9 protein-coding genes are annotated in these 14757 nt (G+C 64.6%); 1 reads left to right on the forward strand and 8 read right to left on the reverse strand.

Going from position 1 to position 14757, the window contains the following annotated elements; genetic code table 11:
- Positions 1 to 240 precede the first annotated feature (240 nt).
- The 3 genes from AT984_RS17230 to AT984_RS17240 all read right to left on the reverse strand — a co-directional run bounded on the left by AT984_RS17230 (position 241) and on the right by AT984_RS17240 (position 6426).
- Positions 241 to 4770: a PIN domain-containing protein gene (locus AT984_RS17230; protein WP_058721158.1), complete on the reverse strand. Its 4530-nt coding sequence runs from the start codon at positions 4768 to 4770 to the stop codon at positions 241 to 243.
- Positions 4771 to 5301: 531 nt separating this feature from the next.
- On the reverse strand, positions 5302 to 5865 hold the full coding sequence (gene ssb / locus AT984_RS17235) for a single-stranded DNA-binding protein (RefSeq protein ID WP_058721159.1): 564 nt from the start codon (positions 5863 to 5865) through the stop codon (positions 5302 to 5304).
- 69 nt (positions 5866 to 5934) lie between these two features.
- Positions 5935 to 6426 carry a cupin domain-containing protein gene (locus AT984_RS17240; protein ID WP_058721160.1) on the reverse strand — a complete coding sequence of 164 codons (492 nt, stop codon included), beginning with the start codon at positions 6424 to 6426 and terminating at the stop codon, positions 5935 to 5937.
- A gap of 29 nt (positions 6427 to 6455) precedes the next feature.
- On the opposite strand from AT984_RS17240, the gene recQ reads away from it, so the two are divergent.
- Positions 6456 to 8336 (forward strand): DNA helicase RecQ, encoded by a 1881-nt coding sequence (gene recQ, locus AT984_RS17245; RefSeq protein WP_058722416.1) that lies wholly within the window; start codon positions 6456 to 6458, stop codon positions 8334 to 8336.
- 72 nt (positions 8337 to 8408) lie between these two features.
- On the opposite strand, the gene AT984_RS17250 is transcribed toward recQ, so the two are convergent.
- The 5 genes from AT984_RS17250 to AT984_RS17270 form a co-directional block, all read right to left on the reverse strand.
- Complete coding sequence (locus AT984_RS17250) at positions 8409 to 9947, reverse strand: DUF1501 domain-containing protein (RefSeq protein ID WP_058721161.1); 1539 nt, start codon at positions 9945 to 9947, stop codon at positions 8409 to 8411.
- 3 nt (positions 9948 to 9950) lie between these two features.
- Entirely contained in the window at positions 9951 to 11804 is a 1854-nt protein-coding gene (locus AT984_RS17255; protein WP_231741453.1) for a DUF1800 domain-containing protein, read from the reverse strand.
- Positions 11805 to 11984: 180 nt separating this feature from the next.
- Complete coding sequence (locus AT984_RS17260; RefSeq protein WP_058721162.1) at positions 11985 to 13295, reverse strand: ABC transporter permease; 1311 nt, start codon at positions 13293 to 13295, stop codon at positions 11985 to 11987.
- A gap of 16 nt (positions 13296 to 13311) precedes the next feature.
- The gene (locus AT984_RS17265; protein WP_058721163.1) at positions 13312 to 14250 is read right to left on the reverse strand and encodes an ABC transporter ATP-binding protein; all 939 of its coding nucleotides are present in this window, start codon (positions 14248 to 14250) and stop codon (positions 13312 to 13314) included.
- Positions 14251 to 14370: 120 nt separating this feature from the next.
- A complete protein-coding gene (locus tag AT984_RS17270) occupies positions 14371 to 14667 on the reverse strand; it encodes a hypothetical protein (protein ID WP_058721164.1) in 297 nt (98 codons plus the stop codon).
- Positions 14668 to 14757: the final 90 nt, after the last annotated feature.

Genomic DNA, 14757 nt, shown 5'->3' on the forward strand with positions numbered 1-14757 from the left:
CCGGGCCTAGCTGTAACCGCACCTTATGCTCGCGCAAGGCGTTCCACCAAAGCAAAAGCCCCCGCGATGGTCATGCGTCGATTGGGCTTGTCCGGCCGCCAATCCAGCGACATCTTGAAGCGCGCCTGCTGATCCAGCAAGACTGCCCTGGAATTTGAGCACGCCCGACTGAAGCAACGCTGCGCCCATCAATCAAACGCAATGGCACCTGTCTGCATCAAGCGTACAGGCAGCTGGCGTCTAGAGTTCCGGCGTCTGCGGTCGGGGTTCGTGGGTCGACGTGCCAGACGATTCGACAGCTGGTGCCAGTCCACCTAAAACGCTCGTTGATTTACGACTCGAAGCTGGTGCCTCATCACGGAATATCCATGGGCCGGTTCGAAGCCAGGGCGTGACCATGCAATGGACAACGGTGGCGCGAACGGTCACTGGCTGCATCTTCTGGCTGGTAGGTCCCTTCGCGCGGCGCACAGCTTCCGCAACGAGCTGCCGCTCCAACCCGTTGTCCAGGTTCATATCACGCTGAAGCACACGGGTGACATCCAAGGCCCAGTCGCGCGGACACGCCGGATGACGCAGCAATGCTTCGACCAAATACTCCGTCAGTTCGAGCGCGACGCCGAAGTCGCAGTTGCCGTCGTTGTAGATGCCGCCGATGAAACGCACGATCACCGGAGCTGCGGTGCCGAAGTTCAACAGCGGATCGATGAGGTATTCGCGCAAGGCATTGATGCCAGGCGTGAGCCAGCGGTTGCCCTGGTACATCAGGAAGGCCAGGTCGGCCTCGTTCAGGGAGACGAAGGTGCGGCGTCGCATCATCAGGCTGAGCACTGCGACAGAGTAGTCGCGCGGGCTCAACACGCCGCGCCCCAGCATGTGGCGCATCAAATCCTGCGGACCTGCCGACTTCACGTCATGGTTCACAACAACGGCGCGAATACGGACATCCAGGGACAACAAAGCCGCGTCACGCTCCAAGCACAGCAGCAGGTTGGCGTACTCCTCCGTGCTGAGCACCTGCCGGATGCGATCCAGCGATGGGTCGACTGTGTCCGGCCCGTAGGCGGGCAGCACTGAGCAATGCGTTCTGATGGCAGCCAGAATGTCCTTGAGGAACTTGCGCTCCGCCGCTAGGTCGGCCTCCGTGTTTTCGTGGAAGCCGATCTGGCCGTCTCTAACGAACATCGTGCCGGCGCGATGCATCACGCTTTCTTGCTCGAGGTTGGCCGCGATGGCGGTGTAAGTGCTCGATGAAACCATGGCGCCTGGCAGGTGCGCCAGCAGATGCAGCAGGTCGAGCTGGGCGAGCTCGGTCAGCAAGGCGACGTCAAGAACGCAAGGCTTGCCGCTGTCCAGCAGCGCGACCGCCTCTTCGGTTGGCAGGCCAATGTCTAACTTCGGGCCCGTGGAAGGCCATCCGCGCACCACGTCCATAACATCACGGTTGAGCCTTTTGGCGATCATGCCCAAGGGCGCCGGATGCTGCGCGTACAGGTCTAGGGTCTTCGCCATCGCCGCGTCTTGACGCTCTAGCTTTTGGCGAAGCTGGTTCAGGTCAGGTGTGCCGTCGGCCAACTGCGGCAACGTGAGCGTTTGAAGGTGCTTGGCCGGCGTGATCGAACTGTGGATGGCGGCGAGCGAAGTCTCCACCAACCGGTGATAGGCAGACTGCAGCCCCGTGATCCTGTAGATCGTCGGCTCGGAAAAACTCTGGTCGATGGGTAGGGCGTCATCCACCCGCAGGCCAAAGAGCCACTTAGCCAGCGGATCGTCGGGCGGTACGAACTCTTCCGTCGCCGGCAATCGGGCAACATCGGCGGGGTCGAAGGTGACCCGGCGCAGCTCGCCGGTGGTGATGTCCTGCAGCACCACCGCTGTACCTGGGCCAACGACTTCAGGCACCGGATCCCTTTCAGGTAGGTTCTTCTCAGCCACAAAGATGGCGGTGAGGTGCAGCGCCGCAGCCTCCACTTCACCCATATGTTCACGCCGTGCTCGATACAAGCGGCGCATGCCCTTGGCGGCATGACCGAAGCGCATCTCGGCGCTGGCCAGGCGACCGACATCCTGCAGGGAAGCCGTCAGTTCCTCCGGCACCTGCTTCACTAGCTCTTCGATATCCGGGCGATCCGTGTTAACTGCGGCGAGGATGCGCAGTAACCAGCCCGTTGGCTCTTGCGGCTGCAGCGCGACCTCGAACTCCGCCAATGCAGTTACCTCTGCCCAATCGCCGGCGATCTGAGCAAGCTCCAGTGCCATGTGGCGAGCGTCGCGATCCTGTTTCCACTCGGCGGGCAACGCCTGCAGCATCTCTCGTGCCTTGGCGCGTTGGCCTGTGCGTAGGTAGGCGTACAGCAGCTCGGTATGCAATTCGCTGAACGCGGACGATGGCAGGATGCGCGCGTAGATGAGCGCGGCGGCGGCAAGCCGCCCGTTGTGGAAGAGGACCTTCGCGCCCATGTAGGCCTCTGGACGGTCTTCGGTCGCAGTGGCGAGTTCCTCGATCCGGTCGAGCAGCGCTTCGCGCAGGGTGGCATCACCGTCCGACTTGCGCTGGGCACGCACCGCGAACATAAGGTCCGGAATCGATGCAGATGCGGCCGTGATGTCGGCCGCCTTCACCTCGTCGAGAAGCGTTTCATGCTCCTTCTGGGCCAGCATGCCTTCCCAGCGAACCATGCGCAGGGTGTGCTGCAGCCGCTCGTGGCCCGGCGTATCAATGCGGGTGGCGCCTTGGGCCACGGCCGCGTCGACCCTGCCGAAATCCCTGGCCTCCACCGCGACCTGTGCATAGGACACCAATGCGTCCTCGCCAAGCTGCGGCAGCAGGGGCTCGAAACGGTCGAGCAGCTCTGCCGACCGTCCAAGGTCGCGAAGGGACTCGATCTCCACGCGGTGGATAGAGGTCGACGTGACGCCATGCGAACGGGCCTCGTCGATCAGTGCCGCGGCCTCCTGCGCGTTGCCGGTCAGAAGCAAGGCGTAGCCGAGATGGGTGACCGCCGCCTCCAACGCCGTCTGGCTCTGGACGCGCCACAGCGTCTTCGGCCGGTCAGCGAAGGCAGCAATGGCCTCGATCAGCCGTTCGCGGTCCGGGCCGTCTGGCATCCGAAAGCCGAGGGTCAGCCCGTCGCGTGAGGCCTGCTGAAGTGCATAGCGCAGCAGCCCTTCCCGACTGAAAAAGGAGACATCCGCCTTGGTCAACGACACCCTGGCGCTTTCAAACGCGCCCACCAGATCGCCGGCTCGCTCCTGGGACGCAGCGATGACCTGCCACGCCGCAGTCTTGTCCATGTGTTCGGCCGGGATGTCGGCCGCGCTGAAGACCTGGCCGAGCAACATGCGCGCGTTGCAGGCGGCAGCCCACACCGCCAGCGACTGCGGAAACTTTGCCCGCGCGGCGTCCGCCACCGCAGCGGCGTTCTGCGTTTCGCCTCTGAGGATGTGGGCCTGGATGCGGCCGGCTGCGATTTTGTCCTCGTCATCCACAAGGTCGGCCGCCGTCACCAGATCGGTCGCGGCCGCCTCGATGTCATCTTTCTGATGCCAGCGGCAGATGCCGCGCAGCCAGTACCAAAGTGCCCGCTGGTGATCGTCAAAATCAGCCAGGTCCTGTTCAAGGACCGCAAGCTGCTCGAGGCCGTCAGTGAACCTATTGGCCTTGCGCAATTCGTTGATGGCGTCCAGCTGCCTGGAGACGATCTTGTTCGGGGAGCTGGCCCGCGTCGCCGGCGCTGCATCGACATCCACCGGGGGCGCCGCCGCCGGGGCCGGCGCCACTGCCTGCAAGACCGATGTGGCCGGCACGAAGGCGAGCAACGGTCCGCCCGTGGTCGGCGCCGCCACACGGACATGAGGTGCAGCCAGTTGCTGACGCCTCATCCGATCCGTCTGGAAGAGCTCATTGAGCTGGGTACCGATGTGGCGGGCAACGCTCGTCAGGTCCACGTCGCCACCGTCACCGTTGAGCGCAACGCAAACCTGCACCAGATGCGCCCAGTAGCCTGCAAGCTGCTCCAAGGGAACACCCGCCTGAAAAAGGAACTGCTTCTGGGCCATGACTTCGGCGGTGCCGTCGGAGTCGAGGTCGTGCTGCGCGAACTTCAGGTGCACGACGAACTGATGAAGTTCGTCCAGCGTGATCGGCCCGCCGTGATAGAGCTCCGCCGCTGCCTTGATGGCCGCGTATGCGGTACGGTTGGCTTCGTTGCTGAACTGCGCAGCATGCACCCGGTCATACCAACCAGCGGCATTGCTCGAGCTGAAGGCCCAGCGAGCGACCTCGGCCGCTGGTGTCATACGGCTGCCGCAGCGGGTGTCATGCACGATTACGTTCAGATCGAGGTCGCGCACGAAAACCGGGCTGATGAAGTCGAGCCAGGCCAAGCCCACAGCTTCCTCGAAGACCTTGTTCTTGGCTGTCGGCGCAAGCTCGCTCTTCATCTGCATACGCACCGTACCGATCTCACCCGTCGGCGCGGCAACGGTGAGCACCAGGTCATCCGTGTTGTGGCCTTCCCTGCGCCCCTGAAACAGCAACTTGATGATGCTGAAACCGTCGGGCACGCCCAGGCACGGCATTCCCAGGCACATGGCCAGGAGCCGCGTCGCCTGCACACGATGCTCGAAGGCAACGCCTCTGTTGCCTGACGACTTGGGGCTGCTCACGCGCTTGGGCTTGCCGCGCGACTCTACAGCGCCTGCCTCGGGCGGCGTCTTCTTTGCCGACCTCCCGGCACCTCTTCGCTTGTTCTTCTGTTGCGTGACCATCAGCTTGCTGTTTGCAACGTCATTTTAGGGGCCAGGTCGCCCCAGCCCGCCCATCCCTCACGCCTTGTTCTCCCTGCTGAAAGGCAGTTTGGCGGTTTGCTTGCCACTGCGGATCTTGGCCTCATGCCCCTGGACCACAGGGCCTACATGCTTGTCCTCGACTTGCTTGGTCACGTGTACTTAAGCGTCACCGTAATCTACGCGCACGTCCTGCGGCTTGGTACGCAATCCGCTTGATCGGCTCGCAAGCTCAAGTGGTGGATCCCGTCGGTCGGCGAAGGCCGGGAAGTTGGATGAATCCGGTCATCCAGGGCTATGGTTTTCACTGACAGCAATCAGCCTAGAACGAAAAGCTCTCGCCTAAAGCAAGAACGAGCAAGCGAATCCGGTATGGGTTCTGTTGCTTACGCACCTTGGGGGTAGGCGATACCCAACCCCGACACAGAACAAGAGATGCGATGTAAACAATGAAAAAGGCCCGCAGCCATTGGGCTGCGGGCCTGATATTGACGCTCTACTGGTAGGTGTGTCTTAGAACGGAATATCGTCATCCATATCGTCAAAACCCGTCGCCGCACGCGGTGCTGGCGCAGGGGCGCGCGGAGCAGGGGCGCGAGGGGCTGCTGCCGGGCGGGCTGCCGGGGCGCGAGCGGCGGGTTGGTCGCCGTAGTCGTCGCCACCACCGTAGCTGCTGCCGCCACCGGCACCACCACGGGCGCCGTAGCCACCACCGCCACCGCCGCCTTCGTCGCCACCGCTGTCACGGCCGCCCAGCAATTGCATCTGGTCGGCGATGATTTCGGTGGTGTAGGTGTCGCGGCCTTCCTTGTCTTGCCACTTGCGGGTGCGCAGACGGCCTTCAACGTAGAGCGGCTTGCCCTTCTTGCAGTACTGGCCGACGATTTCGGCCAGCTTGTCGTTGAACACGACACGGTGCCATTCGGTCTCTTCCTGCTTCTCGCCGGACTCGCGGTTCTTCCAGTTGCGGGTGGTCGCCAGGCTGATGGTGCAGAAGGCAACGCCGCTGGGGTTGTAGCGCAACTCGGGGTCGCGCCCCAGATTGCCGATGAGAATGACTTTATTGACCGAGGCCATGATGCGTGCGCTCCGCAGAGAAGGAGAAAACCAAAGGGCGGATTATGCCGCCCCAGCCACAAGGCCAGATTAGGGCTCGCCCTCCCAATAGTCCAGCCCGTTCTCCGGGCGCTGCACAAAGCTGCGGCCCCGGGCGGCGAAAACGCCGATCTTGCCGGAGTCAGGGTACTCGCAAACCTCGGGGCGCTCCTGGGTGCTGATGGACAAATAGCTCAGCGGCGCGTTCGAGGTATTGAGGATTTGATGCGGATAGTCCGGCCCGCAGGGAATAAAAATCACATCGCCCGTCTTGATCGGCAGCATCTCACCGGCCACCCGCAGCGTGCCCTCGCCCGCCAGCACGACAAACATCTCTTCTTGCGTGTGGTGAAAGTGATAGGGGCAGCTTTGCTGGCCAGGCGCCACGGTGTCGACGCCACAGCCCAGTTTGCGCGCCAGCGTGCCGTCGGAGAGGGCGCCAATCATGCTGTCGTAGCGCGGCGGGCGCACAAAGCGTTCTCGCGGCAAGTCGAGATGATTGCGGATCAGCTTCGCGCGCAAGGCCTGGCTTTTTTCGTCCAAAGTGGTTCTCCTCGACAATGCGGGCCACCATGAGCCAGCCAAACCATCATCCCGTCCTGTTGAACATCCTGCAAGAGGTGTTTGGCTACGGCGCCTTCCGCGGCGCGCAAGAAGCCATCATCCAGCATGTGGGCGACAGCGGTGACGCGCTGGTGCTGATGCCCACGGGCGGCGGCAAAAGCCTGTGCTACCAGATCCCGGCAATTGCCCGCCACCGCGCGGGCCAGGGCGTCACGGTGGTGGTGAGCCCCCTGATCGCGCTGATGCATGACCAGGTGGGCGCGCTGGAAGAAGCCGGCGTGCATGCGGCCTTTTTGAACTCAACGCTGAGCGGCGAACAAGCCGCCCATGTCGAGCGCGAGATGATGAGTGGCCGCCTGGTGATGCTTTACGCCGCACCTGAGCGCATCACCAACCCGCGCTTTCTGGCCCAGCTGGATTCGCTGTACGAGCGCGGCCTGCTGAGCCTGTTCGCCATCGACGAAGCGCATTGCGTCAGCCAGTGGGGGCATGACTTCCGCAGCGAGTACCTGGCGCTGAGCCTGCTGCACGAGCGTTTTCCGAACGTGCCGCGCATCGCGCTGACCGCCACCGCCGACGACCTGACCCGCGCCGACATCATCAGCCGCCTGCGCTTGGAAGAGGCACGCGTCTTCATCTCCTCTTTCGACCGGCCCAATATCCGCTACACGATTGTCGAAAAGGACAAGCCGCGCGAGCAGCTGCTGCGCCTGATCCGCGACGAGCATGAGGACGATGCCGGCGTGGTGTACTGCCAAAGCCGCAAAAAGGTGGAAGAAACCGCCGACTGGCTGGTGGCCGAGGGCATCAAGGCCCTGCCCTACCATGCCGGCCTTGACGCGGCCCTGCGCCAAAAGCATCAAGACCGCTTCTTGCGCGAAGACAGTGTGGTGATGGTGGCCACCATCGCCTTCGGCATGGGCATCGACAAACCCGATGTGCGCTTCGTCGCCCACCTGGACCTGCCCAAAAACATCGAGAGCTATTACCAGGAAACCGGCCGCGCCGGCCGCGACGGTGCCCCCGCCGACGCCTGGATGGCTTATGGCCTGGCCGATGTGGTGAACCAACGCCGCATGATTGACGAAAGCCCGGCCGAGGAAGAATTCAAGAAAGGCCAGCGCGGCAAGCTCGATGCCTTGCTGGCCCTGGCCGAGGCGACCGATTGCCGTCGGGTTCGCTTGTTAGGCTATTTCGGCGAGGCCAGCTCGGCCTGCGGAAACTGTGACAACTGCTTGTTCCCTCCCGCCACCTGGGACGGCACCGAGGCCGCCCGCAAACTGCTCAGCTGCATCTACCGCTTTCACCAGAACGGCGGCCAGCGCTTTGGTGCCGGGCATTTGATCGATGTGCTGCGCGGCAAGGTCACCGACAAGGTGACGCAATACGGCCACCAGACCCTGAGCACCTGGGGCGTGGGCGCCGACCTGCCCGAAACGCAGTGGCGCGCCGTGCTGCGCCAGCTGATCGCCCTGGGCCATGTGCAGACCGAGGGCGAGTACATGACCCTGGTGCTGGCGGACTCGGCCCGCTCGGTGCTGAAGGGCGAGGTGCAACTGCTTCTGCGCGTGCCCTCGGTGGCCAGCAAACGCGGCAAGCAAAGTTCGGGCAGTGGCAAGAAGCCAGGCGGCAGCAGCAGTGCAGCGCGTGATCTGGGCGATATGGACGAACAGGCGCAGGCCGCGTTCGAGCAGCTCAAGGCCTGGCGCGCCGAGGTGGCCAAGGAACACAGCCTGCCGGCCTATGTGATCTTCCAGAACGTGACCCTGGCCGAGATGGCCCGGCGCCGGCCCGGCACGCTCGATGAGCTGGCCGGCATCAGCGGCGTGGGTGCGAAAAAGCTCGAAGCCTACGGGGCAGAGATTCTGCGGGTGCTGGATCAGGCCTGAGTTGAGATGGCGTAATGTGAGCTGAGCAGCGAGCAAGCCTGCTCAGCTCACCGCTCAGCCAACAACAAGCCGTCAGCCGAAGAACTTCAAGTCGCGCACGCTGGCATCAAAGTTCTTCAAGTTCGGGAAGATGTCGGCCAAGCCGCCGTCTGACACGCCCATCCAGCGGCCCAGCGTGGCGCCCAGCTGTTCCACCGAGGTTTCGGGCAGCAGCACGCCGTTGGCGAGCTGGGAGGGGCTGCTATCGAACTGGTTATTGCCCGCGTTCTTCAAGCCCAGCTGCGGGAACTTGCCGTAGAACTCGCGCCCGCGCACCGCGCCGCCCATCACCAGATGATGGCTGCCCCAGCCGTGGTCGGTGCCATCGCCATTGCTGGTGAAGCTGCGGCCGAAGTCGCTGGCAGTGAAGGTGGTGACTTGATTGCGCATGCCCATGGCGCCCAGGGTGGCGTCGAAATAGCTCAGCGCGTGCGACAGCTTGGCCATCAAATCGGCATGGGCGCGGTTCTGGTCATCATGGGTGTCAAAGCCACCGATGCTGACAAAGAACACCTGCCGCCCCACGCCCAGGCTGCCGCGCGCGCCGATGGTGCGCGCCACCACCTGCAGCTGCTGAGCCAGCGAGTTATTGGCTTTGGCGCCGGTGAGCGGGTTGTCGTACTGCAGCAGCGGGTCAGCCGCGCCAGCCACCAGGCCGCCGGAGCCATAGGGCGCGGGAACGATGTCGGGCAAGGCCGGCACGATCAGGCTTTCGGCGCTGAGCGCACGGGCCACCACGGCGGCATGGTCGCGGCCGATCAGGTCAGTGCTACGGCCGCCGCGCATCACATTGCGCAAGCGCTCGGTCGCCGTGGTGGAGCCGAACAGGCTGCTGCCGCTGCCACCCACCCGTACCGCGCCGCGGCTGCCGATTTGATAAGGCAAGACCTGGCGCCCGGTCAGGAACACGGCGTTGCCGCCAGCCGAGACGGCGCTGAAGATGGGCTGGCTGTTATTGGCTAACAGCATGTCGGCAATACGCCCGCCCCAGCCCAGCGAAGCGCCCTCGGGGCTGAGGGCTTGCCAGGTGGATTGCTGGTCGTTGTGCGAGAACAGCGCGGCCGGCCGCGGGAAGCTGACCAGCTTCAAATCAGCCTTGCTGGTGGGTTTGACCAGGGTGCCGATATTGGGCAAGACCGCCAGGCGGCCCGCGGCGAAGAGATCACGCGCCGCCGCCATGCTGGGGTGCAGGGCAAATGTGCGGCCCTGGCTCGAGATCGGGCTGATCGGCAAGACCCCGCCCAAGCGCGTCGGTGAGCCGGCCGCTGCGCTCGCTGTGGGCGGCGCCCCTGGCGCCAGCAGCGCGATGGAGTCCGGCGCCTGGTTGCGGGTGGCGGTGTAGGCGGCCCAGCTGTCGGCATCGGTGGGCAAGACCATGTTCAGGCCATCGTTGCCGCCGTTCATGAACAGGCAGACGATGGCTTTGTAGTCACCGGCCGTTTGGGCACTGGCACTGCCCATGGCGGCCAGATTCAAGCCCAGCGGGGCGGCCACGCCCAGGCCGGCGAAGGCTGAGGCTTGGCGCAGAAAGGCACGGCGCGAGGCCGCGGAGTGGAAAGTGGCTTGGCTCATGATTTATTTCTGCACCAGGTATTCGGGAGCCATCAAGCTCAGATAGACCGCCATGCGAGCGCGGTTGCGGCGCTGCTCGTCGACTGTTTTCTGGTTGCTGGCGTCGGCCTTCAGGGCGTCGAGCTTGACGCTTTCCACTGCCGCCACGATCTCGGCCTGCAGGGTGGCATTGCTGCGCGCCCCCAGCAGTTTGCTGACCACAGCGCCCACCAGCTCGGTGGGCTTGTCGGCCAGGGCGATCTCGGCGCTCAGGTCCAGCTGAACATCGGGGCGCGCAGCCTTCCAGTCGGGCCCGGACATGCCGAAGCCATTGCCCAGGCCGTTGCGCATATAGACCGAGTAGCCGGCCACCGAGGTCTCATTCACCAGCGCCAGCTCGGGCATGGTGAGTTGGGCGGCGCCGGTTTCACTGCCTGCCGCCACATAGCCGGGGCGATAGAAATTGAACACCGAGGGCGAACGCAACGGCGACTGGCCCAGCTGCGAGCCGGGGTCGTCGGTGCTGCGGATCAGCCAGGCGCCCGAATCGCTGCTGGCGCCCAGGGCGCGCAGGGCTTGGGTCAGGCGCAGCACCGGTTCGCGCAGCTTGCCATAACTGTTCGCATCAGCGGCAGGCGTGTTGCGCGCCTCGGGATCCAGCAGCACCGCCTTGAGCATGGCGCGCATATCGCCGCTGGCACCAAAGGCCGCGCTGACCCGCGCCACATAGGCCGGGCTGGGGTGGCTGGTGACCAGGCGTTGAATCAGCTGGCGGCCAATGAAGGGACCCACATTGGGGTGGCTGGCCAGGGTGTCGAGCGCCAGCTTGAGGCTCGCGTTCGGGTCAGCCCGGGTTTGCGCTGGCAGCACCTGGCCGAGAAAGCGCTTCTCGGCCAGCGAGTGGTATTGGCCATAGCCCTGCATCGGCATGATGGCGCGGTCTGCCGAGCAGAAGCTCGGGCACCAGCCGAAGAAGCGGCCGTTGTCGGTGTCGGGGCCGTCCCAGCTCCAGCCGGTGAAGACCTTGGCCATGCCGGCGATGTCGTCGGGGCCGTAGGTGGGTGTGCTCACACCAGCAGCCAGTTTGGCGCTGCCATCGGGGTTGAGCGCGACCAGGCCGATGGAGAACAGCTGCATCACCTCGCGGGCGAAGTTCTCATCCGCAACGCGGCCGGTGGCGGGGTCTTCTTTCTGGTTTTTCAGATGCGAGAGGTACAAGCCCATCATGGGATGGCGCGCCACCTGCTCCAGCAGATTGCGATAGCTGCCCAGGCCTTGCGCGGCCAACATGTCCAGATAGCTGGCGGCGCCGCGCGGCTGGTCGCCCACCGCGCCCTGCGCCAGCGAGATCACAAAGATCTGCGACAAGGCATAGGCCATTCGCTGACGCAGCTGGTCTTCGCCGCTGATGGCCGCTTTGTAAAACGAATCCAGCACCTCGCCCGTACCGGCGCTGGCCGTCGCCTTGGCGGCCTTGAGGCTGGCGTCTGAGGCTTCCCAGTTGGCGCGGTGTGAGCTGGCGGGCAGGGCCAGTTGTTGATCGATCCAGGCCGCGTAGCCCTGATCCATCACCGCCTTGATGCTGGCCTCGGTGGGGCCGAAGCTGGCTTGCAGCAGAAAGCGGCGCGCCTCGTCACGGCTGGGCTTGGCGGGTGCGGGCTCAGGAGTGGAGGTACCCGCATTGGGCGTGGCGCCGGGGTCGCCTGCACTGCTACTGCTGCCACCGGCACCGCCACCGCAGGCCGTCAGTCCTGCTACAGCCAGGGACACTGACATCAGCAAGCTGGCCATGGCCCAGCGCGGCCGGGCTTGCGGCATCAGCGGCTGCTGCTGCAGCGGCGACTGGCTCAGGGCCAGCGGATCAAATTCGACTCTCATTGCGCTCCCACACACGGCGCCAAAAACAAAAGGCAGCGCCGAGGTCGGAACTCTAGTCAGGCCAAGCAGGCCGCAGTGCGACCAAAGCCAGCAGAATGTAAGCCGAGGTAACGTTTGGCGGGCGCATCTGCGCTTGCTGTGACTTTGTGCCGCAATAGGCCAAGTCGTGACCGAAGCCCATCACTCTTCCCATTTGAAACGCGCCAAAGCCAGGGCCGCGAACAGCAGCGTGAAGCCCAGCATCACCGCCACCGGCAGTAAGGCTGACTGCAAGCCTTGGGCACGCCAGGTCATGGCGTCCAGCCCATCCACCGCCCAGCGTGTGGGCACAAACATCGACAAGGTTTGCAACCACTCCGGGAAGATGAAGGACGGCACCCAGGCGCCGCCGAGCATGACCATCAGCAAGGTGGCCAGAATCGCCAGCCCACGCGTGGCCTCGGGCGTTTTGCCCAACGCGGCAATCAACAAGCCAAAGCTCGATGTCAGCGCAGAGAAGGCCAGCAGCACCGCCACAAAACCCAGCCAGCTGCCTTCCACCCGCACCCCAAAAGCGGCCATGGCCACGGCATAAATGGCCGCGAACACCAGCAAGGCGATCAGCGCGCAGCTGGCCATGCGGCTGCCCAGCAAGGTGGCTCGCGACAAGGGTGCTGCGCGCAGGCGCAGCCACAGGCCTTGGCGGCGCAGCAGCAGCAAGCCCACGCCGATGTCCACCCCCATCATCAAAATGAACTGCACCCCCATGCCGGCGAAGGAATGGGCATAGCTGTTGTAGTGCAACTCGGGCCGCGCGCTGGCCTCGGTTTCACGCGTGCTGAAGGGTGGGCTGAAGCTAGGCCCGGTCAATGCGGCAGAAGCGGCGGATGCTGCGGATGTCGGCGCTGAAGCCGAAGGTGTCGCGGTTTGCGCCTGCACGCGGCTGATGCTGTCGAACATCTGCAGCAAGTCCTGGCGCTGGGCGGCGGGCATCTGCGTGTCGGCGGCCACCTCGGACCGCGCATCCTTGAGGACCGGGCTGTTGGCACCAAAAGTCTGCTGCGCCACCAAGGCCATCGCATGCTGGGTCAGCAGGCCACGCACCAGCGGCAGCGCCATGGCTTGCGAGGGGTCGTAGACCAGGCCCACCTCCGGCTTGTGCTGGCCGCCGAACATGGCGCGGCCAGCTTGCGCGGCAAAGCCGGCGGGCAGCTCAATCGCGGCGCGCAGCTTGCCGGCCCTGACCTGCGCCTGGGCCTCATCGGCCGGCAATTCGCTGAGGGCCAAGCTGGGGTCCGCGCGCAGCGCCGCCACCAGTTTTTGGGACAAGGCGCTGCGGTCCAGATCCGTGATGGCCACCGGCACATGGGCGGGCTTGTTGCCCGAGCCGCCGAAGAGGCTGCCGAAAAAGGCCGCGATCAAAATCGGCGCGGCAATACTCATCAAGACCGCGCGACGGTTGGAAAAGTGCAGGATCAGGTCCTTGCGCAAAAGAGCGAGAAAAGCGTGCATGGTGGTGTCCTTCCTCTCAATCGCGCAGCTGGCGGCCGGTCAGGGCCAGGAACACATCTTCCAGATTGGCTCGGCCTGAGCTGATGTGGCGCAGCTGCTGGCCTTGCGCGGCCAGGGCCTGCAAGACAAGCGGGGTGGCGAGGGTCAGGTCTTGCACGCCGAGCTTGAGCTGGCTGCCGTGCAACTCGACTTGCCTGACACCGGCCAGGGCCTGCAAGGCGGCCAGATCCAGCGGCGCGCCCTCGTCCAATTCCAGCTGCAGGGTTTGCGCGGCCGGCAAGCGGCGGTAAAGCTCGGGTAGGGTGCCGCTGGCCAGCACCTCGCCGTGGTCCATGATCAAGACCCGATCGGCCAGGCGCTCCACTTCTTCCATGTAATGGGTGGTGTAGACCAGGGCTTTGCCAGCGCGCTTGAGCCGTTCGAGCTGATCGAAGATGGCGTTACGGCTTTGCGGGTCAACCCCGGCGGTGGGCTCGTCCAGCAAGAGCACGTCGGGGTCATGGACCAGGGCGCAGGCGATATTGAGTCGGCGCTTCATGCCGCCGCTGAAGCTGGCGGGTTTGTCTTGGGCGCGCTCGGCCAAGCCGACCCAATCCAGCACCTCGCGGGCGCGCTGCCGCAGGGCGTGGCCGGACATGCCGTACAGCGCGCCGAACAATTCGATATTGGCCTGGGCCGGCAAATCCTCGAACAGCGCAATGTCCTGGGGCACCAAGCCGATGCGGCACTTGAACGCGTTCGCTTGCTCGGCCAAGCTGATGCCGGCCACATGGACCGAACCGCTGTCTGCGGGGATCAGGCCGGCCATCATCGCGAGCGTGGTGGACTTGCCCGCGCCATTGGGGCCGAGGAAGCCGAGCAACTCGCCGGCACGCACCTGGAAGGAAACTTCACGCACCGCCTGCCTGGCGCCAAAGGCTTTCTTCAGGCCCTGGACTTGCAAGATCTCTGTCATCGACCGCCCTCCTCAACTGGTGTGGCGCGATCTTAGAGATGAGGGTGGGAAATCAATCAGGTATTACGACGAACGGTGTGCCAAGCGGCGCCAAACGACAGGCGCCGACGCAGGCGGGCTTCAGCATTGCACGGGGTTGTTGCAGACCTTGGCCTTGGCCACCAAAACAGTGGAGTCGGCTGCCGCAGGCGTGCGGCGGGCTTCGATGACCACGCGCGGCAGCTTCTCAATCGGCTGCTGCTGGGCCACAGCGGCGGGGGTCACGGGGCGCTTGCCTTCGATGACCACACGCTCCAGCTTGACGACGCGCATAGAGGCCTCGGGCTTGGCCTGAACGACCCAGGCGGTGGCGGCGCCGGCGATCAGGCCGACAGCGGTGAACACGGTAACGAAGAGATTCTTGGGGCTGGCAATCATGGCACTAACTCCTGCTGCTGCGAGTAGCAGATGCGCTACCCATGAATGCAGTTTCGGCTTTGAGCGCGGTGCTTTCCAGGCCCAGGCGAT

The sequence above is a fragment of the Paucibacter sp. KCTC 42545 genome (assembly GCF_001477625.1).
GTDB lineage: Bacteria > Pseudomonadota > Gammaproteobacteria > Burkholderiales > Burkholderiaceae_C > Paucibacter_A.

Bases quoted from the DNA above. Each gene is read 5' to 3' on its own strand.
- AT984_RS17230 (WP_058721158.1), bottom strand. From the start codon at position 4,770: ATGGTCACGCAACAGAAGAACAAGCGAAGAGGTGCCGGGAGGTCGGCA.
- ssb (WP_058721159.1), bottom strand. From the start codon at position 5,865: ATGGCCTCGGTCAATAAAGTCATTCTCATCGGCAATCTGGGGCGCGAC.
- recQ (WP_058722416.1), top strand. From the start codon at position 6,456: ATGAGCCAGCCAAACCATCATCCCGTCCTGTTGAACATCCTGCAAGAG.
- AT984_RS17250 (WP_058721161.1), bottom strand. From the start codon at position 9,947: ATGAGCCAAGCCACTTTCCACTCCGCGGCCTCGCGCCGTGCCTTTCTG.
- AT984_RS17255 (WP_231741453.1), bottom strand. From the start codon at position 11,804: ATGAGAGTCGAATTTGATCCGCTGGCCCTGAGCCAGTCGCCGCTGCAG.
- AT984_RS17260 (WP_058721162.1), bottom strand. From the start codon at position 13,295: ATGCACGCTTTTCTCGCTCTTTTGCGCAAGGACCTGATCCTGCACTTT.
- AT984_RS17265 (WP_058721163.1), bottom strand. From the start codon at position 14,250: ATGACAGAGATCTTGCAAGTCCAGGGCCTGAAGAAAGCCTTTGGCGCC.
- AT984_RS17270 (WP_058721164.1), bottom strand. From the start codon at position 14,667: ATGATTGCCAGCCCCAAGAATCTCTTCGTTACCGTGTTCACCGCTGTC.